This window comes from Olsenella intestinalis (assembly GCF_023276655.1).
Taxonomy (GTDB): Bacteria; Actinomycetota; Coriobacteriia; order Coriobacteriales; family Atopobiaceae; genus Olsenella_J; species Olsenella_J intestinalis.
Genome location: NZ_JALGRK010000001.1, coordinates 1 through 22,336, shown reverse-complemented (window position 1 = coordinate 22,336; position 22,336 = coordinate 1). Strand labels below are relative to the sequence as shown.

Sequence of the window (22,336 nt, the reverse complement as noted above, 5' to 3'; positions counted from 1 at the left end):
TGCGACCTATTATCGCCAAAATTGGCGAAAATTAGGCCTAACTTTCGCCAAAAATGGCGATTTTTAGTCGCTAAGCGGTATGGGAGGGCTTGGCCGGGTCACCGTCGAGGCACGGCCGAGTCCACCCGTGCGACCGCGGTGCGGGGACGCTATCATGCAGGGGACAGAGACGTCGGCCGCCTTGCTGCGCATGACTGCGCGCCGGGGCAGGCCTGCAGACAGGAGGGACGCATGAACTTCTCGGCGATTCATCACGTTGCGATCATCGTGTCCGACTACGAGGTCTCGCGCGAGTTCTACGTGGAGCGCCTGGGCTTTGAGGTCGTGCGCGAGAACTGGCGGCCCGAGAAGCGCGACTGGAAGCTCGACCTGCGCGTGAACCCCACGACCGAGCTCGAGATCTTCGCGCCGGAGAATCCGCCCGCGCGGCCGTCGTACCCCGAGGCGTGCGGCCTGCGCCACCTCGCGTTTCGCGTGAGCGACATCGAGGCGGCCGTGGCCCAGCTCGCCGAGCGCGGCATCGAGTGCGAGCCGGTGCGCACCGACGACTTCACCGGCGAGCGAATGACGTTCTTCTCCGACCCCGACGGGCTCCCGCTCGAGCTGCACGAGTAGCCGCGGCGCGACCCGGCTTCCGCACGCCACGTCGCCGCCGCGTTCGCGCGGGCGAGAAGAGCGTGGCCTACCAGCCCGGACGTAGGCTCTTCTCGGCAGGGCTCCTGATTATTGCGATTCGGAATCGCGATGGGGCAATCGTCGGGGGATGGCGTGCGCGCCCCGTATACTCATGTGCGTAGCGGGTCGCCCCGCGGGCGGCCGAACACTGTCTGGGCGGAGGTCTCATGGGTGCTTTCTTTGGTGCGGTGTCTCACCGTGACGTGGTGCTGGACGTCTTCTTTGGCGTCGACTATCACTCACACCTAGGCACGCGTCGCGCGGGCATGGTCTCGTGCCTGCCGGATGGCGGGTTCAAGAAGGAGATCCACTCGATCGAGAACACGCCGTTCCGCACCCGGTTCGACCACGACCTGCCCGAGTTCGAGGGCATGTGCGCCATGGGCTGCATCTCCGACTCCGACCCGCAGCCGCTTCTGGTGCGCTCGAAGCTCGGCGTGTACGCGATCTCGACGGTGGGCAACATCACCAACCAGGCCGACCTCGTCGAGAAGATGGAGGAGCGCGGCGCGCAGTTCATGTCGCTCAGCAACGGCGACGTGAACGCGACCGAGCTCGTCGCGACCATGATCAACACGCAGGACGACCTCGTCGAGGGCATCAAGTACGCGCAGGGCCAGATCGAGGGCTCGCTCACGCTGCTCATCATGCTCGAGTCCGGCGAGCTCGTGGCCGCGCGCGACAAGATGGGCCGCCTGCCGGTCCTCATCGGCCGCGACGACGACGGCTACTGCGTGTCGTTCGAGTCGTTCGCCTACGAGAAGCTGGGCTACGCCTCCGAGCACGAGCTTGGCTCCGCCGAGATCGTGCGGGTGCGCGCCGACGGCTACGAGGTTCTCTCCGAGCCCGTCGACGAGATGCGCATCTGCTCGTTCCTCTGGGTCTACTACGGCTACCCCAACTCCGTCTACGAGGGCCAGAACGTCGAGACCATGCGCTACGCCAACGGCCGCATCATGGCGCGCGACGAGCGCGAGGCCGGCACCCTGCCCGACGTGGACTACGTCGCCGGCGTGCCCGACTCCGGCCTTCCCCACGGCATCGGCTACGCCATGGAGTCCGGCAAGACCTTCGCGCGCCCGTTCGTGAAGTACACCCCCACGTGGCCGCGCTCGTTCATGCCGACCAACCAGGAGATCCGCAACCGCGTCGCCAAGATGAAGCAGATCCCGGTCTCCGAGCTGATCGACGGCAAGAAGCTCCTGCTCGTCGACGACTCGATCGTCCGCGGCACGCAGCTGCGCGAGACCGTCGACTTCCTCTACAACACCGGCGCCAAGGAAGTCCACATGCGCTCGGCCTGCCCGCCGATCATGTACGGCTGCAAGTACCTCTCGTTCTCGCGCAGCAACTCCGAGTACGAGCTCATCGCCCGCCGCAAGATCAAGGAGCTCGAGCCTGAGGGCGGAGAAGAGCACATCGCCGAGTACGCGGACGGCAAGACCAAGCGCGGCAAGTGCCTGCTCAAGTCGATCTGCGAGGAGATGGGCTTCGACTCGCTGTCGTTCCAGAGCCTGGACGGCCTGCTCGAGGCCATCGGCCTCCCGCGCGAGAAGGTCTGCACCTACTGCTGGGACGGTCGCGAGTAGCGAGCACCCGACCAGGTCCACCTGACATGAAGACGCCGGCCGCAGGGCTTCCTGCGACCGGCGTCGTTCGTTTGGTGCTGTCTGTCGAGTGCGGGGGCAGGCTCTTCTCGGCTGCCCGCGCCCGTGCTCGCGCCTATGCCTGCGCTAGGCCAGCGCGTCGAGGGTCTCGCGCACCGCGAGGATGAACTCGCGCGTGCCGAGCGTGGTCACGTCCTCAAGCGACGTGATGCGCGCGAGGTCGCCGGTCATCTTGCCGGCCTCGATCGTCTGGATGGTCGCGCGCTCCAGGCGGTCTGCGAACTCCACGAGCTCCGGCGTGGCGTCCAGCTCGCCGCGCTTGCGCAGGGCGCCGGTCCACGCGAAGATCGTCGCCACCGAGTTGGTCGACGTCGGCTCGCCCTTGAGGTGCTTGTAGTAGTGGCGCTGCACGGTGCCGTGCGCGGCCTCGTACTCGAAGTAGCCGTGCGGCGAGACGAGCACCGACGTCATCATCGCGAGCGAGCCGAACGCAGACGACAGCATGTCGCTCATGACGTCGCCGTCGTAGTTCTTGCACGCCCAGATGAAGCCGCCCTCCGACTTCATGACGCGCGCCACGGCGTCGTCGATCAGCGTGTAGAAGTACTCGATGCCGGCCGCCTCGAAGCGCGTGCGGTAGTCTGCCTCGAACACCTCGGCGAACACGTCCTTGAAGCGGTGGTCGTAGGTCTTCGAGATGGTGTCCTTCGTCGCGAACCACAGGTCCTGCCCCGTGGCGAGCGCGTACTCGAAGCAGCTGCGCGCGAAGCTCTCGATCGAGGCGTCGAGGTTGTGCGTGCCCTGGATCACGCCCGCGCCCTCGAACTCGTGGATCTTCTCGCGCGTTACGGTGCCGTCGGCCGCGGTGAAGACGAGCTCCGCCGTGCCCGCGCCCGGCACGCGGATCTCGGTGTTCTTGTACACGTCGCCGTACGCGTGACGCGCGATGGTGATCGGCTTCTTCCACGTGCGCACCACCGGGTCGATCCCCTTGACCACGATCGGCGCGCGGAACACGGTGCCGTCGAGCAGCGCGCGGATCGTGCCGTTGGGGCTCTTCCACATCTGCTTGAGGTCGTACTCCTCCATGCGCGCCGCGTTCGGCGTGATGGTCGCGCACTTCACGGCGACGCCCAGGCGCTTGGTCGCCTCCGCCGAGTCGATCGTCACCTGGTCGTCGGTCGCGTTGCGCATCTCGAGCCCCAGGTCGAAGTACTCGCTCTTCAGCTCCACGTACGGGCAGATCAGCTCGTCCTTGATCATCTGCCAGATGATGCGGGTCATCTCGTCGCCGTCCATCTCGACGAGCGCGGTCTTCATCTCGATCTTAGCCATAGAGCCTCCGAAGCCCCAAGGGGCGCCTGCGGCCACCCCGTGCCAACCAGTCTTCGTGCGCCGACCACGCATCCCGCGCGTCCGCGCACGAAAAAGAGTGTAGCCGAGAAGATCTCGGCCACACTCGTTAGGTGCATCTTGTATTCGAATCTAAACGTTGCCGCGAGGCGACGTCCGTCAGTCGCGCGGGTGCTCGTCCATGAAGCTCGTCCACTCCATCGGCTCGACCTCGGGCAGGCCCAGCTGCTCCTTGCCCAGGGCGATCGCCTTCACCATGAACGCCATGTTGCGCCCGAGCATGCGCATGGTCTGCATGCCCTCCACGTCGCGACGGACGTCCTCGGGCGCGTGCCCGTGCACGCTGTTCCAGTAGCGGCTCGAGACCACGGGCATCTGCGAGATCGTAAAGTACTTGTTGAGCTGGTCAAACGTCGCCGACGCACCGCCGCGCCTGCAGCTGACCACGGCCGCGCCGCACTTGAAGCGCTTGTCGAAGCTCGACGCGTAGAACAGCCGGTCGAGCACGCTCGTGATCGAGCCGGTCGCCGACGCGTAGTGCACGGCCGTGCCCACGACCAGGCCGTCGGCCGCCTCGAACTTCTCCAGCAGGTCGTTCACGATGTCGTTCTGCACGCAGCGGCCGTTCTTCGCGCAGAAGCCGCAGCCCATGCACCCGCCCTTCACGGCGTTGCCGACCCACACGGTCTCGCACGCGACGCCCGCGCGCTCGAGCTCACGGGCGACCTCCGCCAGCGCCGTCGCGGTGCACCCCGCCCTGTGCGGGCTGCCGTTTATGATGAGCACGCGCGGCGCGCCCTTGCCCTCTCCGGCCATGCAACCTCCCTCTCCGCCGGTCGCCCGGCATCTCCGACCGTCAGTCGCGACGATGCGCGACGCTAGTCCCTTTCCGCCGTCGCCGCTGCCGTCGCCGCCACCGTCGCCTCGCGCGGCGCGAGCCAGCGCGGCAGCTCGCTCGAGACCACGCGCGCGCAGACCCGTGCGCGGGCGAGAGGAGCGAGCGCCACCGCCCGGTAGCGTGCCTGGGGCCAGGCCAGCACGTCGTTGGCACGCTCCTCGTCGTCGAGCTCGAGCACGAGCGCGGCCTCGGCGCGCACCGAGCCCTCCTCGCAGAGCGGCAGCAGCAGGTGGACCATTCCCGAGGCGCCGTCGAAGGCCGGCGCCGCCAGGCGCACGTCTGCCCGCGCGCGGCGGGTGGCCCGCTCGATCGCGGCCGCGAGCGCCTCTGCGTCCCGAGCGAGCGCGGGCAGGGACGCCTCGCTCCTCTCGGCGGCGGCATCGCGGACGCACTGGCGCGCGAGCCTGCGCGCGTCTGCGTCCACCTGCCCGGCCGGCGCGAAGGCGGCCAGGCGCGCGTCGTCGGCAAAGGTCGCGCGCGCGGGCTGCGTGGCGAAGCGCTCGGCAACGCCCGCGCCCAGCATGCCGGCGCCCTCGGCGAGAAAGCCCTCGAGGCGCCAGGGGGTCTCGCCGTCGGTCGCCGAGAGCAGCGCCAGCACGCGCTCGCCGCGCGGTGCGAAGAGGCCGGTATCGAAGGCCGCGAGCGTGCCGTCCTGCGCGAGCACGAGCCTGTCCTGGTCGATCACGCGGCGGAAGGTCGAGGCGAGGTACGCGCGCAGCAGGCCGTGCGCGTCGGTGCCGGTCGCATCCGCCTCGTCCGCCGTGCCCGGCAGCGCCCACGGCTCGGGCGCGCTCACGTCGGCGAGCGCCGCGAGCGCGGTCTCCCAGCTGCCCAGGTGCACGGTACGCGCAAGCTCGCGCTCGGGGTCGGCCGCCTGCCCGCGCTGGCTCACGAGCACGCCTGCGCCCACGCGGGCCCACGGCGCCTCGGCCGGGTCGACCCAGTCGCCGCCCTCGCCCTCGCGCATGCCGCAGATCGAGGCGAGCTCCCAGTGCTTGCCGCTTGCGGTGCGCGCGACGTGCGCGATCGTGACCTCGACGGGCGTGCCGTCCGCGCTCACGTAGCGCAGCGGGAACGTCACGCTCGCGCGCGTGCCCGCGATCCGCGACGTCGAGCGCGCCACGAGCCACCCCTCGTCGAGCGCCGCCATGGGGTCGACGTCGGGCGGAAGCACCTGGTAGAGCAGGCCGAGCATGGCGTCCTTGCAGCTCACGTCCGCCGAGATGGTCTTGGGCAGGCCGCCCTGGTCGGCGATCTGGGCCTCGGGCGACTCGGGAATCCCGATGGTCGAGAGGAGCGAGGGCTCGTCCTCGTCTTCCTCCTCGACATCTGCCGCGCCCTCGGTCTCGAAGGAGAAGGAGCCCTTGGCGGGCAGTTCGTCTTCGCTGACGTAGAGGTGCGCCTGGGACTCGTCCTTGCGCGGGTCGTAGGTGATCGTGAGGTTGATGCCCGTGGCGGGCGCGGGCGCGGGCTCAGTCGCGGGCTCAGGCTCTGCCGCGGGCGCGGGCTCGGGCTCGGCTGCAGGCTCGGGCTCTGCCTCGGGCTCGGGCTCAGCCTCGGCCTCGGGATCGGCCTCGGCCACCGCAACGGCCTCCGTCTCCGCAGCCTCGGTCGCAACCTCGGGCGCAGCCGAAACCTCGGCCTCAGCCACGGCCTCCGTCGCGTCCACGGTCTCGGTCGCAGCTTCGGGAGCTGCGCTCTTCTCGGCGGCCTTCTGCTTCTTGTGGCGGGGCTTGGCGGGCTTCACGATCTTGCCGGCGCGCTTGCGCTTCCACGACTTGCCCGCGCGGACGTCCTTGTCGTCGCTGGGCTGCTTGGCCTTGGCGAGCATATCGTCGAGCTCGGGGGTCTGCTGGAGCGTCGCGAAGACGCGGCCCTTCTTGAAGGTCGTGATCTTGAGGAACTCGCCGAGCTCGCCGAGCAGCTCCTCGGCGGTCTCGCAGCCGCAGTCTGCGGGCGCGATGTCGTCGGCGGCGAGCGCGTCGGCGAAGACCCCGATGCGGACCTGGTTGCCAAAGCCGATCTCGCGCTGGAACAGCTGGTAGAAGTACAGGCGATTTCCCGGTGTGATCTTTGGCATGGTGTGCTCCTGCGTCTGCCCGCGAGGCGGGCGTGTTTCGTTTATGCGAGAGTGCGAAGGGTGCGGACCCTGAGGCACGCACCCTTCGGCAGCTAGGTTGGGTTGTGTGCGCTAGGCGAGGGGCTCGGCGCAGACGATCTGCGCGATCTGCTCGATCGCGTCCTTTGCCTCGGGGATGGGGTAGAGGGGCCAGACGTGGTTCATGCCCTGGCCGACGACGAGGTCGCAGCGGACCTTGGCGTCCTTCAGCTTGTCGGCGAACTTCACGCAGTCGGGGTAGAACAGCTCGCGCGTGCCGGCGAAGATCGTGACGTTGCGCAGGCCGCTGACGTCGCCGTAGATGGGCGAGAGGCGCGGGTCGCAGATGTCGTCGCCGTCGGCCCAGAGGTCGCCGACCTGGGCCAGGCCCCACGGCGCGTTCATCGGGTCGCGGTCGAAGAAGTCGTGCACGTCGGGGTTGCGCATCGACAGGTCGACGACCGGCGAGATGAGCACGAGGTTGGCCGGCTGGTCGAGGTTGTAGTGGTCGAAGGTCTCGGCGAGGCCGGCCGCGAGGCCGCCGCCGGTGGAGTCGCCCATGATGGTGATCGAGTCGGCCCCGTAGCGGTCGCACATGCCCTCGTAGAGGTCGGTGAGAAGAGAATAGGCCTCGTCGTAGTCGTGTGCGGGGGCGAGCGGGTAGATCGGGACCACGATCTCTGCGCCGGTGAGCTCGCAGAGGCGGTCGATGAACTGCCAGTGGAAGGGCGAGATCTGGTGGATGTGGGCCACGCCGTGCAGGTAGAGGACCGCGCGGTCGTTCTTGCCGGTGGTGCCGACGTGGAAGGTCTTCATGCCGTCGCGCGTCTCCTCGAAGACGACCGACTTCATGCCCATCCAGCCGGGAAGGTGGTATTCCTTCTCGTTGTTCTCGCGTTGCTTCTGGATGTAGTCGTCGTAGCGGCCCAGGTCGCGGCCGAGCATGTTGGAGCGCAGGCCGGACAGGCGGAGGACGCCCTCGGCCACGGTCGCGATGCCGGAGCGGCCGAAGCGGGCGCGCGACCAGGTCTCGAGCGAGGCGCACGCGGCCGCGGTGCCTGCGGCGACGGTGGTGATGGCAAGCAGTGCCTTGGTGGACTTCTTCACGTTTGCTCCTATCTCCCAATGCGTCACGTTCAAAAGTGTACCCAAGTCGTGCCCCAAAAGCGCGCTCGGCCCGCTCGCCGAAGGTCGGCGCCTGCGCTCTCCCTAGAGGTGCCGGTTGTGTATGCCCTTGCGCTCGAGGTTGCGGAGGTTGGTCACCGTGCCCTGCATGCCGTGGGGGACGTAGGTCATGGTCGAGAGGTCCTCGGGCAGGTAGTCGATGAGGCTGAGCGACGCGGTCTGCTCGACGGTGCCGTCGGCTGCGCGCTTCGGCTCGCGCGCGGGCGTGGCCTCGATCGCGTAGACGGTCGCGCCCTGCGCCGAGAGGCGCTCCTCGTACCAGCTCACGGGGTCGTCCGGGCGCTCGGCGCGGGCGTCGTCGGACTCCCAGACGATGTCGTAGCCCGCCAGCTCGAACTGCGTGCGTGAGAAGCCCCACAGCGGATAGCTGTCGGTCTTGAGCAGCACGGTGGCGCCCGGCGCGAGGATCTTGCGGTAGCGCAGGAGGTTGTCGAGGTGCGTCAAGCGCTGGGCCGCCTCCTTCTTGCGCGGGAACGGCGTGGGGAAGTTGAGGTAGATGCGCGAGAGCTCGCCCTCGGCGAAGTAGGTGGTCACCTTGTCCGCCACGCCGGGGGAGAAGATGACGTTGTCGAGCCCCGACTCCTCGGCCTTCTGCGCGGCATAGGCGATGCAGATGGGCTCGAAGTCGATGCCCACGAACAGCACGCTCTTCTCGGCCGCTGCCGCCTCCACGGTGAAGGCGCCCTTGCCGCAGCCCATGTCGAGGCGGACCTCGTCGAAGGACGTGCGCTCTGATCCGAGCGGGTGGCAGGCCTCGGCCCACTGTCCGGCCCAGCGCTCGGGGCTGGCCTCGATGGAGTCGGCGTAGCGCTCGAGGCGCTCCTCGAGGACGAAGTTCTTGGGCAGGCGTGCGTGCAGGGCGTGCATGTGGTCTCCTTGGACGGTTTCCCCAGTTGGGCGGGGTGCAGAGCACGCGACAGTATACAACCGTGAGTATCGCGGGCATTTGTTGTGGGCAAAGCTGCCACAAGGCTCCATGCTGGTAGACTGAAGTCGTTGGCCCGGCCGACGCAGACTACGTATGCCAATGACCGCATGGCGCTTCGGCGCCGCGAGCGAAAGGTGCGCACGAATGATCTTCACCGTTACCCTGAACCCTGCACTCGACAAGACCGCGCAGGCTCCCAACTTCAAGCTCGATGCGGTGACCAGGATCACGGAGCTCCGCCAGGACCCCGGCGGGAAGGGCATCAACGTCTCGAAGGTCATCAAGCAGCTCGGCGGCGAGTCCGTCGCATGGGCCGTGCTCGGCGGCAACACCGGCCGCGGCATCAAGGCCTCCCTCGAAGACATGGGCATCAGCTGCCGCGCCTTCGAGGTCGAGGGCGAGACCCGCACCAACCTCAAGGTGGTCGACCCCGTCGACGACACGCACACGGACATCAACGAGCCGGGTCCCGTCGTGACCGATGCGATGCTCGACGACATGCTCGCGCAGCTCGTGGCCGAGATCTCCGAGGGCGACATCGTCGTGCTCGCGGGCTCGATCGCGCGCGGCGCCTCCGACGACACCTACGAGAAGTGGGTCAAGGCCTGCCGCGAGGCCGGCGCCAAGGTCTTCCTCGACGCCGACGGCGACAAGCTCGTGGCCGGCATCAAGGGCAATCCCTTCCTCATCAAGCCCAACGAGATCGAGCTCGGCAACATGCTGGGCCGCACCCTCGACACCGACGAGAAGGTCGCCGAGGCCGCACGCGAGCTCATTGCCCAGGGCCTCGACAACGTGGTCGTCTCCATGGGCGGCGCCGGCGCCATGTTCGTGAGCGCCGACCGCGTCGTCAAGGGCGGTTCGGTCAAGGTCCCCGTGGGCTCCACCGTGGGCGCTGGCGACTCCGTGGTCGCCGCCCTCGCCTTCGCGGAGGAGAAGGGGATGTCGCTCGAGGACAAGGTCAAGCTCTCGATGGCCACCGGTGCCGCCAACGTCATGCAGTCCGGCACCCAGGCCGCCCCGCGCGACCTGGTCGACTCCCTGATCGAGAAGGTCACCGTCACCGAGATGTAGGCTCGGGCCCCATAGCGCACGACTCGGCGCCGGCTGCGATGGTTCGCGGCCGGCGTCCTTCCATTCACGAGGCCCAAGACCGGCCTGCCACGCGCAAAACATGCCCTCCGTGGCAAGATTTCGATTTCGCGTGCGCGATTTTGGGTCTCCGTGGCAAGCCGATGCGGCCACTCGCGCGACGCACGTCTTCGAGCATGCATACGTTCGCATTCCGACGTGCGCCTTCGCGAGTTCCTATGCAATAGAAATCATGCTAGGGCCTAAAGGCGCGGCCAGAGTTTGCCACGGAGGCCATAAATCGCTCATCGAGTTCGCGAAACTTACCACAAGAGGGCAAAACCGCGCATGAACCGGCTCCCGGCCGCCCAGACGTCGCCCTACAGCAGCTGGTCGAGCGTCTTCCCGTACGACGGCACGAACTCCGCCACGAAGTCGGCGACCTCGGGCAGCTCGGCGGCCATCTCGTCGACCTTGGCGCGTACCGACACGGCGGCGGTTTCGAACTCGGCGTTTCCCGCCTGCTGCTCCTCGATGCACTTGATGAGCGCCGAGATCTTGTCGGCGGCCTTCACGAGCCGGCGCAGGTACGCCTCGTCCTCGTCGTCCGAGCCAAAGTAGATGCCCTCGTAGGCGCCGCGCAGGTCCTCGGGCAGCTCCTCGATCAGCTGCCTGCACGCGCCGTCCTCGACGTCCTTGTAGGCGTCGCGGATCAGCGGGTTCGCGTACTTCACCGGCGTCGGCATGTCGCCCGTGATGATCTCGGACGTGTCGTGGAACAGCCCGATGAGGGCCGCCTTCTCGGCGTCAAGCGACCTGCCGTGCCGGACGTTTGCCAGCGTGGCCAGCGCGTGCGCGATGATCGCCACGTCGAGCGAGTGCTCCGCGAGGTTCTCCGGACGCGTGCTGCGCATGAGCGCCCAGCGCTCGATGTAGCGCATCCTTGACACGATCGCGAAGAAACTCGACCCTTCGGCAGATCCCTGCTCACTCACCTGCGTCATACTGACCTCCAACGGTAGCGTGCGGCGCGCCCGCGGCGCACCCCACATACTACGACAGCGCGAGCGCCGCGCGCCGCGTCACTGGTTGATGTGCACGTGCGGCCTGTCCCCGTACTCGTGGAAGTCGCCCATGTAGACGAAGTAGTCGGCCACCTCGTCGGCGAGCGACTGGTCGTGCGTCGCGATCACGAGCGTCTTGCCCGCGTCCTTGAGCTGGTGCAGAAAGCCCAAGAGCCACGCCCGCGTCCTTGCGTCCAGCCCGTTCAGCGGCTCGTCGAAGCAGTACACGTCCGGGTTCATCGACAGGATGCAGCCAATGGCGACCTTCTTCTTCTCGCCGCCCGACAGCGCCCACGGCGCCCGCCCGCGCAGCTCGTCGATGCCGATCATCCGGCATACGTCGTCCACGCGGCGGCGCACCTCCTCCTCGCCTAGCCCCATCTGCCTGGGCCCGAACGCGATCTCGTCCTCGACGCTCGCGCAGAACAGCTGCGCGTCGGAGTCCTGGAAGATGAACCCAACGCGCTGGTGCAGCCGCTTGGCGAACGACGCGTCGCGCATCGAGGCCTCGCTGACCTCCTCGCCGTCGAAGCGATAGCTGCCCCGCTGCGCGAACACCAGGCCGCTCATGGCCTTGAGCAGCGTCGACTTCCCCGATCCGTTGTCGCCCATCAGCACCACCGAGTCGCCCGCATACACGTCCAGGCTCACGTGGCGCAGCGTCGGCCGCTCCTCGTAGGCGAAGCAGAAGTCGTCGAAGCTCATGAGCACGCGGTCGCGCTCCGGCAGCCCGCACCCCTCGTGCGGGTGGTGGAACGCCTTCGGATGCGTCGCGTCGTGTGCCATGGGATCCCCTCTGCGCCTGCGTCACCATCCTGCGACGCCCAACGCCAGTTATACCAGAGACTGCAGGTAGCCAAAGGCGCAGGCGAGAAGAGCCAGCCCCACCGCCCACGCCGCGTCTTGCGCGCGCAGCCCGCCGCGCGCCGGTGCCGCCATGCGCCCGTCGAAGCCGCGGCAGCGCATCGCGGCCGCCACGTCCTCGGCCGCCTCGCGCGACTTGAGGAACAGCATGCCGCCCACGCCCCCGACGGAGGCGCGCTTGTCGTCGTTTCGTCCCACGCTTCGCAGCCTGAGCGCCTCGAGCATCTCGAGCGCCACCGTGCCCAGCACCACGATGTACTTGAGCGTGAGCCCCAGCGTGAGCGTGACCACCTCGCTCACGCGGAAGGTCGAGAGCGCCCGCATCATCTCGTGCGCGGGCGTCGTGAGCGCCACCTCGAGCGCGATGGCGGTCGTTGTCAGCACCTTGGTCCCCAGAAGCAGCGGCGCGTGACCCTGCCCCAGAAGGATCGCCGGAAGCATGACCAGCAGCGACACGCCCGCCGCCCCCGCCGACACGCCCGCAACGCGCCGCAGCGCCGACGACGGCAGCGCGCACGCGCGCACCAGCACGAGCGCGAGCATCAGCAGCACGAAGACGAAGTTCTGCGCCAGCGACGTCATGAGGATGCACGCTAGGCCAAGCACCAGCTTGAACGCCGGCGACGGCGAGAAGGGCGCCTCGCGCCCGTCGTCCACGCGCAGCCGCGTCAGCACCCCCGCCACGGACAGCATGCTCTTGCCGATGAACGCGTCGCGGTCGCGCGCGGGCTCGTAGCCCTCCGGCTCCGCGAGCCACGAGGGAAGGGGGCCGCCCGCACCGGTCGCACCCGGCTCGCGCGCGGCCCCCCGCTCGTCCGATATGTCGCGTCCGCTAGGCGCGCGCACGGTCAAAGTCGACGCTCGGCCTCATCGCGGCGGCCGCGAGCCTGAAGATCACGACCAGCAGCGCCACGCCGATCACGGCGCACAGGATGTAGCCGAACCACTCGGGCAGCTCGCCGATCGCGTAGTCGGGCATCAGCGAGCCCCACTCCCACGCGCCGTCCATGCCGGCGGGCGTGTAGCCCACAAGGCCGGCCAGGTCCTCGACGCCCCACTCGCCCCACGCGTCGCCGGTGGCCAGAAGCCCGAGCGGCGTCGCCAGGATGAGGCAGACGAGAAGAGCCACCACGGCGCCGCGAGAGCGCGCGGAGGCCTTATCGTCCGCGGTCGCGGCGCTCGAGCTCAGGCCGAAGTCGGGTGCGACGGCGTGCAGGAACGCGAGGATGCCGCAGGTGAAGACCACCTCGGCCGCGCCCCAGATCGTCAGGTGCCCCACGAGCATCGCCGGGACGGAGACGGCCAGCGGGTAGGGGCAGTACAGCGCCTCGCCCGCGGCGTTGGTGAACAGCAGCGGCTGGATGCCGAACTCGACCGCGGCACACAGCGCGGCACAGTTGATCGCCACGTAGGAGCCGACGGCGGCGCCCAAAAGCTCGCCCTTCTCGCCCTCGACGCGCTCCTTGATCAGCGAGTAGATGGCGTGGCCCACCATGGGGAGGACGAACGCCATGTTGAAGCAGTTGGCGCCCAGCGCGAGCACGCCGCCGTCGCCGAAGAGGACGGCCTGGATCACCAGGGCGATCGTCACCGCGATGCATGCGGCCCAGGGGCCGAAGAGGATCGCGATCAGCGTGCCGCAGACCGCGTGGCCGGTGGTGCCGCCCGGGATGGGGATGTTGAACATCATCGAGAGGAAGCAGAAGGCCGCGGCGATGCCGAGCAGCGGCATCTTCTCGCGCGGCATGGTCTCGCGCACGCGGCGGACGGCGGTCGCCCACACGGGGACCATCGCGACGCCCAGGACGCCGCAGGTGGACGGGCTCAGGTAGTTCTCGGGAATGTGCATCGGGCCTTCTCTTTCTCTCGGCACTCGGGCGTCTTGGCGCAGGGCGGCCTCAGGCGCCCCGCGCAGATGCGGCCATGCACGGCCGCAGCCGGCGTCACTCGCTGGTGGCCTGCGCGTGGTGGGCCGCCTTGTCATTGTAGAGCTTGGCGTCGGCGTGTTCGATCATGTCGCGCAGGTCGTCAGGGGCGACGGGCGTGCCACAGCTCATGCCCGCGCTGCAGACGATCTTGCGGCTCACGCCCTCGAGCGAGATGCCGAGCAGCTCCCGCTGCCACTCTTCGACCTTGCGTCTCACGTCCTCGTCGGCCTCGTCGACGAGGATGACGAGAAACTCGTCGCCTCCGAAGCGGTAGGCGCATCCCTCGCCGAAGACGTCCGTGATGGCGTCGGCGACGGCGACCAGCACGCGGTCGCCCGCAATGTGGCCGAAGGCGTCGTTGAACTTCTTGAAGTGGTCGACGTCGAGTATCAGCACGTGCAGGTCGTGACCGAGGTAGGACTCGAAGCGGTCGCGCAGGGCCATGCGGTTGAGCAGTCCCGTCAGCTCGTCGTGGGTGGACGTGTGGCGCAGCTCCTCGTTGAGCTCGTCGATCTGGCGGCGCCTGGCGAAGACGTCGATCATCGTCTGGTAGCGCACGGTCGCGCCCAGGATCGCGATGACCGCGAACAGGACGTAGTTGGTGACGTTGAGCGACGGCGCCCCGTCGAAGGCGACGCACATCGCGTAGAAGGTGCCGAACGCGCCGCCGTACATGATGACGGACTGCAGGGGCTTCGTGAGCAGGAAGCAGATGAAGCAGAGCTGCACGACGTAGAAGGTGACGATCTGCTCGCCTACAACGTAGTGTCGGTATGACGCGAAGATGCCCCATGCGGTCGCAAGCACGAAGATCGCGACCAGAAGCGCGTCGGCGGCGAGCACGCTGGTCTTCTCGCCACGCTTCAGCACGTGGGCGATCCCGATGGAGACGATGCAGAGCAGGAGGATCAGGCCAACGCTCATCGCGCTCGCGGTGCGCGACTGGATCTGGCCCTCGGGCACCAGGAGGACGTAGGCCAAGGTGATCGTCTCGAGCGCGATCACGAACGACCCCATGAGCCTGATGCTGGCCAGGTTGCTGTTCGCAACGTCCATGCGGGCCTCGCTCGTCGGGGCCCTGCGCGTGAACCACCGGAACCAATCTGTAAGCGTCTTGCCCATGGGCCTCCAACGTCCTTGGCGTTTCCCCTAGTGTAGCCCCTTTGCGGAAAGCTTTTATCCCAGTCGCCTTACAATGCGGCGGACGCAAGAGGGCGGCCGCCACGTGGCAGCCGCCCTCGGTCTTGGTGCATGTTGTTGCGCGCGGGTGAGACGCGCCGGAGCCTAGTCCTCGGTCTCCATCTCCTGCAGGGTCGCCATCAGGGGCGGGATGACCTGCTTCTTGCGGCTGACGACGCCAGGCAGCACGGCGATGCCGTCCTTCGGCGTGACGTCGAAGGTGCGCGCCACGATCTGCTCGGTGTCGGCGCCCCAGTAGAGCATCTCGGTAGTCTGGCTCTTCACGTCGGTGAACATGTAGAAGACCATCGGGATCTCGTTGGCCGCGGCCGCGTCCTTGAGGTAGGGGCCGACGAGGGCCTCGGCGGCCTTGCGGCTGTTCTCGGTCATGAAGCTGCCCTGGCCGACGCCGAAGCGGACGTGGCCGCGCGAGAAGACCTTGAAGTCGGAGTTGAAGACGTCCTCGGCGGTGCGGCCCGTGAGGTCGGCGCCCGCGTCGAACATGGCGTCGGCGTACTCGTCGATGTCGACGCCGCAGATCTTGGCGAGCTCCCTGCCGGCGTGCTCGTCCTTGGGCGTGCAGGTGGGGGAGCGGAACGCCAGCGTGTCGGAGAGGATGGCCGACAGCATGATGCCGGCGATGTTGGCCGGGATCTCGACGCCGTTCTCCTGGAAGATGTCGAAGATGATCGTGGAGGTGCAGCCCACGGGCATGTTGCGGAAGAGCGCGGGCGCGGCCGTCTCGATCGAGCCGATGCGGTGGTGGTCGATGATCTCCATGATCTCGGCGCGCTCGAGGCCGCTGACCGCCTGGCTGCGCTCGTTGTGGTCGACGAGCACGACGTGCTTCTTGTTGACGTTGATCATGCTGGAGGAGCTGACGACGCCGCAGTAGTGGCCGCCCTCGTCGAGCACGGGGAAGAAGCGGTGCTGCGAGCTCGCCATGACCTTCTGCGCGTCGTCGATCGAGGTGTTGACCGAGAAGCGCAGGATCGACTCCTCGGGGAGCATCTTGGCGCGCACGGGGATCGACATGCAGATGAGGCGCGCGGCGGCGTAGGTGTCGTACGGGGTGGTGATGACCGTGCAGCCGTGGCGCTTGGCGGCCTCGATCACGATGCTGGAGACGCCGGCGTCGTTGCAGATGATGAGCGTGCTCGCGCCCGCCTCGACGGCGAAGCGCTGGGTCTCGTAGCGGTTGGTGACGAGGACGATGTCGCCCTTCTCGACGTTGCCCTCCATCATCTCGGGGGTGGTGCCTACGCGGACCTTGCCCTCGGTGATGAAGCCGTTGGGGTCGCCTGCGACCATCTCGCCCTGGAGGGTCTCGACGACGTTGGAGTAGACGGTCTTCGACTCGGCGAGCACCGCGTTGTCGAAGATGTCCATGTTGGCGTTCGCGATGTCCTTGACCGCGATGAGGCCGAGCAGGTCGTTGTTGTCGTCGGTGACGCAGAGCGTGGCGGTCTTCATGTCACGCATGAGGTTCCAGGCGGAGAAGAGGCTCTTCTCGGCGTCGATGCCCTTGATGGGCAAGATCTCGATGTCCTTGATCTGAGGGGCGACCGAGGTGATGAGCTCGGGCTCGTCGAAGCCGAACTGCTTGAGGGCGAAGGCCGTCTCGCGGTTGATGGCGCCGGCGCGGCGCGGCTCGTACTCGACGTCGCCGAGCTGGTTCTTGAGGTAGGCGTAGGCGATCGCGGAGCAGATGCTGTCCGTGTCGGGGTGCAGGTGGCCGATGACGTTTACCTTGCGGATGGCCTCAGACATGGGTTCTCCCTCTGGTCGTGTTCGGGCGTTGTTTGCGTGGTGTGTTGCTCGGGCGCCTCGCGCGCGCGATGCGGCGCGTGCGCACCATCGGTAGAATTGCACAAGAATGCGGCGAGTACCATAGAAAACACAGTGTTCGCATACGCGCCCGGCTCGGCGAGGGGGCGACCCCGGGCGCGCGTGTGCCCAAAACCAGTCGAGGGCGCCGCGGCCCGGTCCGCTAGCGCGGGTTGCGGTCGTGGTTCACGGTGCGGTAGAAGAGCTCGCGCACGACCTCGGGGTCCTTGGACTGCCCGAGCGCCCACATGGTCTTGGCGACCAGCGCCTCGGTCGTCATGTCGTCGCCCTTCAGGATGTCGGCGTTCTCGGCGTAGGCGCGCCCGACCTCGTAGACGCCCAGGTCAAGCCCCTCCTCCGACACCTGCGTCGTGAGCGCGAGGGTGTGCCCGGACTCGACCCAGTCAAAGATCGCCCGCTCGAACGACGCGCGCTCGTACTCGGGGATGCCGCCGATGCCAAAGGTCTCGAGCACGATCGCGTCGAAGTCGCCGGCGAGAAGGTCGAACACCCTCGGGCTGAGGCCGGGCGTCAGGCGCAGGACGATGACGCGCTCGTTGAGCCGGTCGTAGACGAGCGGGCCCGCCGAGGACGCGACGTCGCCGGCGCCGTCGGGCCAGATGTCGCCGAGCGCCATGCCGACGCCGCCGTCACGCACGATGCGCCCGGCCCTGATGATGGCCGGCAGCGGGAAGTTGACGCTGTTGAACGCGTTGAAGCTCATGGTGCGCTGCTTGTGGGCGCGCGTCCCCACGATGACCTGCCCGCCGAAGACGATGGTCACGTCGCGCGACAGGTCGTCGGTCGCGTACAGCACCGACTGGTAGAGGTTGAGCCGCGCGTCGGTGAAGGGGTTGGCCATGGGCTGCTGCGAGCCGGTGAGCACGATGGGCTTGGGGCTCCCCTGGATGAGGTAGCTGAGCGCGGCCGCGGTGTAGGCCATGGTGTCGGTGCCGTGCAGCACGACGAAGCCGTCAAAGTCCTCGTACGCCCCCATGATCGTGCGCGATATGGCGACCCAGTCGGCCGGGCGCATGTTGGTGCTGTCGATGTTCATGGGCTGCACGACTTCGACCTGGGCGATGTCCGCGAGCTCGGGAACGTAGGCGGCGAGCTCCTCGCCGGTGAGGCCGGGCGCGAGGCCGTCCCCGCCGGGGGTCGAGGCGATCGTGCCGCCCGTCGCGATGATGAGGATCTTCTTCATGCTGCTGGTGCTCCTTCTGATTCGGCGTACCGATTGTCGCACACGGCGCCCCCGCGCGCGACATGGGCCCCGCCGCGCCGCTTGGGCGCCCGCGCGCCTTTCCGCCGCGTCCCCAAGCGCCCGAGAAGAGCGTGCCTCGCGACCCCCTACATGTGCGGAAAGGCGCGAATCGCCTCCTCTGGCACGAACGGCATGTTCGTGGCACGAACGGTCATTCCCGAGGCGAAATGTTGTCGTTCCAGCAGCCAATAATAAATGTGACTAGTTTTCGAACGTATGCGTGTCCTAGGAGGCAATTCAGGTGAGGTAGTCGTTCTGTCGCAGGGTGTTTGGAAGACGCCCCTGCATGAGTTAGGAAGGTGTTGGCGATGAAGCGGACCAAGACCAGGGTCGGGACCGATCCAAAGAAGCCCATCGTATCCACCAAGAGGCGCGCACGCGTCTGGGCAAACAAGGCCCTCTCAGTGCTGTGCGCCGTGACCCTCGTGTGCGGGCTCGTGCCAAACGTCGCCCTCGGCACCAATACGGCTGCCGAGCAGGAGGCTGCTGCGGCCGCCGCCACGGCTCAGGTCATCGAGACCAAGGCCACCGAGGTCGCGACCGCCGATGCCCAGGCCGGCGCCCAGGCAGACGCCCAAGCAGACGCCCAGGCCGTCCAGACCAAGGTGACCGAGCCCGCGAAGTCGGACGCCCAGACCGCGGCCTCTGCCACGGACGCTGCTCCCGCAGCCGAGAAGAGCGTGGCATACCCCGCCGTCACGTTCCCGACACAGCGCGCCAACGGCGTGACCGTCGACGTCTCCGCCCCCGAGGGCGCCCTTCCCGAGGGCGTCAGCATCAAGGTGACGGGCGTCTCGTCCGAGGACGTGCGCGGCACCGTCGCGGACGCCGTCTCCGAGGACGTCTCCGCCAGCGAGATCGCTGCGGTCGACATCTCCTTCACCTACACCGACCCCAAGACCGGCCAGGAGGGCGAGGTCGAGCCCAAGAGCGACATCTCCGTCAGGCTCGCCGCCGACTCCATCCGCGACGCGCGCTCCAACGCCGAGTCCAAGGTCGACGTCGTCCACATCGCCGACACCGGCGCCGCCGAGGTCGTCCCGTCTTCCGTCACCGCAGACGACCAGGTCCAGATCGCCGCCAAGAGCTTCTCCGTCTACGCCATCGTCACCCAGGTCACCCCGCGCCTCACCGTCAGGTTCGAGAACGGTGCCGCCGAGGCGCCCTCGATGATCGTCAAGGCCGACGACTCCGCCGAGGAGGTCGCCCAGATCATCCACGACCCCGGCGTCGAGGGCCTCGCCTCCAACGAGGTCTTCACGGGCTGGACCACCGACCCCAACTACACCGCCGAGACGCAGCTGCTCACCATCGAGCAGGTTCGCGAGGCCGCCATGGCCAAGGCCGACCAGATCACCTCCGACGAGTCGGTCACCTATTATGCGGCGACCGCGCTTCGCTACAAGGTCAACTACGTCGACGAGGCCGGCGTCTCCCAGGGCACCGAGACCGTCGAGGCCCCGGGCAACTCCGCCACCGGTGAGGCCGCCTACACCGTCAACATGGGCTACACCCCCGACAGCTCCGAGCGCGCCTTCGAGGGCTGGCTCGTCGCCGAGGGCAAGTCCAACGTCGTCGGCTACGAGGAGGGCCACCTCTACAAGAACGGCGACTCCGTCACCATCAAGGGCGACGTCGAGTTCCGCGTCTGCGAGCCCTACGGCCGCTGGCTCGTCTTCGAGGAGAACGGCAAGGGCGCGACCTACAACGCCCCGCAGTTCGTCAAGTCCGGCGACACCACCTCCAAGCCGTGCGACGACTCCGCGATGACCCGCTTCGGCTACACCTTCGGCGGCTGGTACACTGACGCCGCCTGCACGCCCGGCCACGAGTTCACCTTCGGGAACACCCTCGACGAGACCACTACCATCTATGCCAAGTGGACGGCTAGCGCGACCGCTGAGTACACCGTCATCATCTGGAAGCAGAACCTCGCGGGCGACGGCTACGACTTCGAGGAGGCCATCAACCTCTCCGGCCGCGTCGGCACCACCGTCAACACGGTCTCGCGGCAGGGCAACGGCAATAACGCCTACGCTCGCGTCAACGGCACGAACAAGCAGTACACGGGCTTCCACCTCAACAACTTCGACCAGAACGTCACAATCGCGACCGAGGGCAACTCCGTCGTGAACGTGTACTACGATCGCACCCAGTACACCCTCACGTTCAAGGGCACTGGTCTCTGGGCCAGGACCTACAAGACCATCACCGCACTGTACGGCCAGTACATCGGCGACAACTTCCCTATCACCGACAACGGTGCTGAAGAGGATTGGCGTTGGAAGCCTCAGAGCAGCAGCACGTTCAAGCAGGTCCTCGTCTACATCGACGTGATGCCTGCCGAGGACGTCACGTTTGTCCGTGACGAGGCAAATCACGGCACGAAGTACATGGAGTTCTACGTTGAGGCCCTCCCCGGCCAGACGGCCGAGAGGACCTGGAACGGAAAGGGCTTCGTCAAGTACGGCAACACGATTCCCGCGAACTACGCGTTCTTCACCGAGGCCGAGGACTTCGTCGAGCTCACGGGTTACGACAAGTTCGGCTCCGACCCCGCCTTCAACAGCAGCGGAAGGGCCGACGTCGCCAGTGGCGGCACCCTCAGTCTCTACTACACGCGTCAGGCATTCGCCATCAACTACATGGATGGCCTGTGCGTCGACGGCAACAACAACACCCTCGACGAGGTTAACCTCGGCCAGATCGACGAGGTCGACGGCATCTCCTACGGCGCGGACATCACGTCTCGCAACAAGGGCGGAGCCGACTACTTCCAGCCGACGCGCGATGGCTTCGTGTTCGAGGGATGGTTCTCCGATCCCGAGTGCAGGCAGCCCTACGACTTCACCACCATGCCCGATGGCGGCATCACCGTCTACGCCAAGTGGCGCCAGGTGCAGTACCGTGTCTTCCTGCACCCCAACGCCGGCACGCAGGAGAGCGACCCCAGCCTCGACTGGGGCTCCGATAGCCAGGCCATGAACTTCCGCATTAGCCACGGCGGAACCATCTCTCTGCCCAACACGGCGCTTCGTGACGGCTATGACTTCGTTGGTTGGTACTCCGACGCGGCCTGCACCAGGGTGTTCAACGAGGACACCAGGCTGACCGACGCCATGGCGACGCCGTACAACAAGGCGACCGACTTCACCGACGTCATGGACCAGTGGGGCAACATCGTCAATGCCGACACCGCGTACAACAGCGACGCGACCGGGTTCAACGGCGGCGACCGCTTCTGGATCACCAAGCGCGTCGACGTCTACGCCAAGTGGCGTCATGTCCTGGTGGGCGCCGACGGCATCAACGTCATTTATGACGAGAACGTCGCCGAGGGCGGCAAGGAGGGCACCAAGCCCACTGATACCTCCTTCTACGCCGACTCTGCGATGGTGCCCGCGGGCGCGGCGGCCCAGCCTGCCGACTCGAGCGCCAAGTACTTCAAGCACTGGGTCGTCCAGCACTGGAACAATGACACACAGTCCTACGAGGACACGGCCACCACGGTCCAGCCTGGCGCGACCTTCGAGATCAGCCAGAGCGACGCGCGTGTGGTCGAGCGTGAGGGCAGCACGCCCGAGAACCCGCTCAACACCTACACCGTCCGCCTGAAGGCGGTCTGGGGCGACGTCGAGCAGAGGACCCCGACGCACATCGACTGGTACGCCAACTATGGTACCGAGAACGACGGCAAGGGCGCCCTGTACCGCTCCGACCAGGACGTCAAGATCAACGAGGGCGTCGACATCGTCGCCGCCCCGAGCCGCGAGGGCTACACCTTCATCGGCTGGACCAAGACCAAGGGCGGCGCCACCGCCGACTTCCTCTCCTGGGACGGCGAGAAGTACACCACCACCGTGAATGGCGAGACCCACGTGGTCACGCAGGTCGCGGCTGACGAGAAGCAGCCCTACGACGATCTGTACGCCGTCTGGCGCGCCAACCTGACCGTCAGGATCGTGGGCAACACCAGCACCGTCACCTACAACGCGCAGGAGCAGTCGGTCTCCGGCTACACCGTCACCTATCAGGTCGCGGACCAGCCCTCGACGACCACCGCGCCCTCGGGCGTCAGCGTCTCCCTCAAGCAGGGCAAGGAGGCCGTCGCCAAGGGCACGAACGCCGCTACATATATGATGGGGCTCACCCTCGATGACTTCGAGATCGCGGCTCCCGACTATAACTTCAACGCGGCCGACGCTGCCAACTCCTACACTGACGGCTGGCTCAAGATCACCAAGAAGGCCGTCACCATCAAGGCCGAGGACAAGACCAAGACCTTCGGCGAGGCCGACCCCGCGCTCACCGCCCAGGTCGAGGGCGCCGCCGCCTCCGAGATCGACTTCGCGCTCAGCCGCCAGGCGGGCGAGGACGTCGGCGAGTACGCCATCA

16 protein-coding genes are annotated in these 22,336 nt (G+C 67.5%); 4 read left to right on the top strand and 12 right to left on the bottom strand.

The features are described from left to right. The first annotated feature begins 231 nt into the window (after positions 1 to 231). Together gloA2 and M5D76_RS00075 are read left to right on the top strand one after the other, a co-directional pair. Entirely contained in the window at positions 232 to 615 is a 384-nt protein-coding gene (gene gloA2, locus M5D76_RS00080) for an SMU1112c/YaeR family gloxylase I-like metalloprotein (RefSeq protein WP_248921372.1), read from the top strand. A gap of 227 nt (positions 616 to 842) precedes the next feature. Further along, positions 843 to 2,264 carry an amidophosphoribosyltransferase gene (locus tag M5D76_RS00075; RefSeq protein ID WP_248921371.1) on the top strand — a complete coding sequence of 474 codons (1,422 nt, stop codon included), beginning with the start codon at positions 843 to 845 and terminating at the stop codon, positions 2,262 to 2,264. A 144-nt stretch (positions 2,265 to 2,408) separates the two neighbouring features. Here the strand turns inward: M5D76_RS00075 and M5D76_RS00070 are convergent, their stop codons facing one another. The 5 genes from M5D76_RS00070 to trmB all read right to left on the bottom strand — a co-directional run bounded on the left by M5D76_RS00070 (position 2,409) and on the right by trmB (position 8,683). Continuing rightward, positions 2,409 to 3,617 carry an NADP-dependent isocitrate dehydrogenase gene (locus M5D76_RS00070; protein WP_248921370.1) on the bottom strand — a complete coding sequence of 403 codons (1,209 nt, stop codon included), beginning with the start codon at positions 3,615 to 3,617 and terminating at the stop codon, positions 2,409 to 2,411. Positions 3,618 to 3,794: 177 nt separating this feature from the next. Next, a complete protein-coding gene (locus M5D76_RS00065) occupies positions 3,795 to 4,451 on the bottom strand; it encodes a flavodoxin family protein (RefSeq protein WP_248921369.1) in 657 nt (218 codons plus the stop codon). Between the two features lie 62 nt (positions 4,452 to 4,513). Further along, positions 4,514 to 6,613, bottom strand: coding sequence for a DUF3825 domain-containing protein (locus tag M5D76_RS00060; RefSeq protein ID WP_248921368.1), 2,100 nt, complete (start codon positions 6,611 to 6,613; stop codon positions 4,514 to 4,516). A 111-nt stretch (positions 6,614 to 6,724) separates the two neighbouring features. Next, positions 6,725 to 7,738, bottom strand: a complete 1,014-nt coding sequence (locus tag M5D76_RS00055; RefSeq protein ID WP_248921367.1) for an alpha/beta hydrolase — start codon at positions 7,736 to 7,738, stop codon at positions 6,725 to 6,727. A gap of 102 nt (positions 7,739 to 7,840) precedes the next feature. Continuing rightward, positions 7,841 to 8,683 (bottom strand): tRNA (guanine(46)-N(7))-methyltransferase TrmB, encoded by an 843-nt coding sequence (trmB, locus tag M5D76_RS00050; RefSeq protein ID WP_248921366.1) that lies wholly within the window; start codon positions 8,681 to 8,683, stop codon positions 7,841 to 7,843. A gap of 205 nt (positions 8,684 to 8,888) precedes the next feature. On the opposite strand from trmB, the gene pfkB reads away from it, so the two are divergent. Next, positions 8,889 to 9,818, top strand: a complete 930-nt coding sequence (pfkB, locus tag M5D76_RS00045; RefSeq protein WP_248921365.1) for a 1-phosphofructokinase — start codon at positions 8,889 to 8,891, stop codon at positions 9,816 to 9,818. Between the two features lie 377 nt (positions 9,819 to 10,195). On the opposite strand, the gene yfbR is transcribed toward pfkB, so the two are convergent. The 7 genes from yfbR to M5D76_RS00010 all read right to left on the bottom strand — a co-directional run bounded on the left by yfbR (position 10,196) and on the right by M5D76_RS00010 (position 17,881). Beyond that, positions 10,196 to 10,819: a 5'-deoxynucleotidase gene (yfbR, locus tag M5D76_RS00040; RefSeq protein WP_248921364.1), complete on the bottom strand. Its 624-nt coding sequence runs from the start codon at positions 10,817 to 10,819 to the stop codon at positions 10,196 to 10,198. A 78-nt stretch (positions 10,820 to 10,897) separates the two neighbouring features. Next, on the bottom strand, positions 10,898 to 11,665 hold the full coding sequence (locus M5D76_RS00035) for an energy-coupling factor ABC transporter ATP-binding protein (RefSeq protein ID WP_248921363.1): 768 nt from the start codon (positions 11,663 to 11,665) through the stop codon (positions 10,898 to 10,900). A gap of 48 nt (positions 11,666 to 11,713) precedes the next feature. Beyond that, positions 11,714 to 12,589, bottom strand: coding sequence for an energy-coupling factor transporter transmembrane component T family protein (locus tag M5D76_RS00030; RefSeq protein WP_248921362.1), 876 nt, complete (start codon positions 12,587 to 12,589; stop codon positions 11,714 to 11,716). Next, positions 12,576 to 13,592 (bottom strand): cobalt transporter CbiM, encoded by a 1,017-nt coding sequence (cbiM, locus tag M5D76_RS00025; RefSeq protein ID WP_248921361.1) that lies wholly within the window; start codon positions 13,590 to 13,592, stop codon positions 12,576 to 12,578. The genes M5D76_RS00030 and cbiM overlap by 14 nt, the downstream gene beginning before the upstream one ends. Positions 13,593 to 13,686: 94 nt before the next feature. Next, positions 13,687 to 14,793, bottom strand: coding sequence for a GGDEF domain-containing protein (locus M5D76_RS00020; RefSeq protein ID WP_248921360.1), 1,107 nt, complete (start codon positions 14,791 to 14,793; stop codon positions 13,687 to 13,689). A gap of 162 nt (positions 14,794 to 14,955) precedes the next feature. After that, positions 14,956 to 16,620, bottom strand: a complete 1,665-nt coding sequence (locus tag M5D76_RS00015) for a putative manganese-dependent inorganic diphosphatase (RefSeq protein WP_248921359.1) — start codon at positions 16,618 to 16,620, stop codon at positions 14,956 to 14,958. A gap of 220 nt (positions 16,621 to 16,840) precedes the next feature. Next, positions 16,841 to 17,881 (bottom strand): asparaginase, encoded by a 1,041-nt coding sequence (locus M5D76_RS00010; protein WP_248921358.1) that lies wholly within the window; start codon positions 17,879 to 17,881, stop codon positions 16,841 to 16,843. A gap of 368 nt (positions 17,882 to 18,249) precedes the next feature. Here M5D76_RS00010 and M5D76_RS00005 point away from each other — a divergent pair. Beyond that, a partial coding sequence (locus M5D76_RS00005) for an InlB B-repeat-containing protein (RefSeq protein WP_248921357.1) occupies positions 18,250 to 22,336 on the top strand: 4,087 nt, incomplete at its 3' end.

Coding starts and splice junctions, on each gene's coding strand:
- M5D76_RS00015 (WP_248921359.1), bottom strand. CDS start 16,620: ATGTCTGAGGCCATCCGCAAGGTAAACGTCATCGGCCACCTGCACCCC.
- M5D76_RS00060 (WP_248921368.1), bottom strand. CDS start 6,613: ATGCCAAAGATCACACCGGGAAATCGCCTGTACTTCTACCAGCTGTTC.
- M5D76_RS00065 (WP_248921369.1), bottom strand. CDS start 4,451: ATGGCCGGAGAGGGCAAGGGCGCGCCGCGCGTGCTCATCATAAACGGC.
- cbiM (WP_248921361.1), bottom strand. CDS start 13,592: ATGCACATTCCCGAGAACTACCTGAGCCCGTCCACCTGCGGCGTCCTG.
- M5D76_RS00035 (WP_248921363.1), bottom strand. CDS start 11,665: ATGGCACACGACGCGACGCATCCGAAGGCGTTCCACCACCCGCACGAG.
- yfbR (WP_248921364.1), bottom strand. CDS start 10,819: ATGACGCAGGTGAGTGAGCAGGGATCTGCCGAAGGGTCGAGTTTCTTC.
- gloA2 (WP_248921372.1), top strand. CDS start 232: ATGAACTTCTCGGCGATTCATCACGTTGCGATCATCGTGTCCGACTAC.
- M5D76_RS00010 (WP_248921358.1), bottom strand. CDS start 17,881: ATGAAGAAGATCCTCATCATCGCGACGGGCGGCACGATCGCCTCGACC.
- pfkB (WP_248921365.1), top strand. CDS start 8,889: ATGATCTTCACCGTTACCCTGAACCCTGCACTCGACAAGACCGCGCAG.
- M5D76_RS00070 (WP_248921370.1), bottom strand. CDS start 3,617: ATGGCTAAGATCGAGATGAAGACCGCGCTCGTCGAGATGGACGGCGAC.
- M5D76_RS00020 (WP_248921360.1), bottom strand. CDS start 14,793: ATGGGCAAGACGCTTACAGATTGGTTCCGGTGGTTCACGCGCAGGGCC.
- M5D76_RS00075 (WP_248921371.1), top strand. CDS start 843: ATGGGTGCTTTCTTTGGTGCGGTGTCTCACCGTGACGTGGTGCTGGAC.
- trmB (WP_248921366.1), bottom strand. CDS start 8,683: ATGCACGCCCTGCACGCACGCCTGCCCAAGAACTTCGTCCTCGAGGAG.